Source organism: Aggregatibacter kilianii, assembly GCF_003129965.1.
GTDB lineage: Bacteria > Pseudomonadota > Gammaproteobacteria > Enterobacterales > Pasteurellaceae > Aggregatibacter > Aggregatibacter kilianii_A.
Map to the genome: position 1 here is coordinate 1 of NZ_NRCJ01000035.1, position 1384 is coordinate 1384.

The window sequence follows — 1384 nt, forward strand, 5'->3', positions numbered from 1 at the left end:
AATTCCCGCATCTTCCAACAAAAAGACCTGCAAACCATTCTCGCTACCCTGCTTGATGAAAATAAAGTCACCGACTATCGCTTTATGCTACGTGACTCCCACCCCGAGCGCGAGTTCTGTGTGCAATACCGCGAAACCGACTTAGCCTTCTTTGAACGCTTGGCGGCGGAAGAAGGGCTGTTCTATTATTTTGATGAACAAAGCCGGTTAGTTATCGGTGATGATGCCACGACCTTAAATAACGAAAAAGCCGTCACCTTAAACTACAACCCCAATAAAAACGCCCAACTACAGGAAAACACCGTCACCCGCTTTGCCCACAGTGAACGGGTGCGGGTGTCTCAGGCTGTGTTAAAAGACTACACCTTTAAAAAGCCCCTGTGGGAAGCGACTTTCACGGAAGAAGCCAAAGACCTTGAGGCACAACGTGCCATGTATGAGCATTATGACTTTCCGGGACGCTTTAAAGACGGACGGGGTAAACAATATAGCCGTTATCGGTTGGAGAGCTTACGTCGTGATGCCCATAGCGGACGCGGGGAAAGTAACAGTCCGTTGTTGATGGCGGGCGGTTTAATTAACTTACAGCGTCATCCTAATGCCGCCTTTAATACCCTATGGCAATTAAGCCGGGTGCACTATCATGCCGAACAGGCGCAGGGTGCACAGGGGGAAGCCGGTGAGCGTGGCACACATTTAACCGCCGCCTTTGAATGCTTACCACGCCATCAGACTTGGCGTCCGGCTCAGTTACAAAAACCGTTGGTGGAAGGTCCGCAGCCTGCCATCGTCACCGGTCCGAAAGGCGAAGAGATTTATACCGATAATTTCGGGCGGATTCGGGTACACTTTTTGTGGGACAGAGAGAGCAAACGGGATGACCACAGCTCCTGTTGGATTCGGGTGACCCAACCTTGGGCGGGGAAAGGCTGGGGGATGGTGGCGATTCCTCGGGTCGGACATGAAGTTCTGGTGGACTTCTTGGAAGGTGACCCCGACCAGCCGATTGTCACCGGACGTACCTACCATGCCAATATGCCGCTGCCGGGCAAACTGCCGCAGAACAAAACCCAGATGCACTTAATGTCACAGACCTATAAGGGCGGTGGGCATAACGGTATGATGATGGAAGATGAACAGGGTAAACAACGGTTGGATTTTCATGCCGAACATGATATGAACACCTTAGTCATCAATGACCGTACCACCAATGTGGGCGGTAACCATACGGAAACCGTTAAGGGCGAACAGAAAATCAGTGTCAATCAGAGCCGTTATAAAGAAGTCATTGGCGATGAAACCCAGACTATCGGTAAGAATCAGGAAATCTATGTCGGACAAGACTATCAACTGACCGTTAAAGCTGACCTCCTGATGAACTCCA

1 protein-coding gene is annotated in these 1384 nt (G+C 50.7%); it reads left to right on the plus strand.

Features of this window, described 5'->3' with window-relative positions; genetic code table 11:
* The coding region (tssI, locus tag DK430_RS13080) for a type VI secretion system tip protein TssI/VgrG (protein ID WP_162616861.1) at nucleotides 1-1384 on the plus strand (1384 nt) is incomplete at both ends.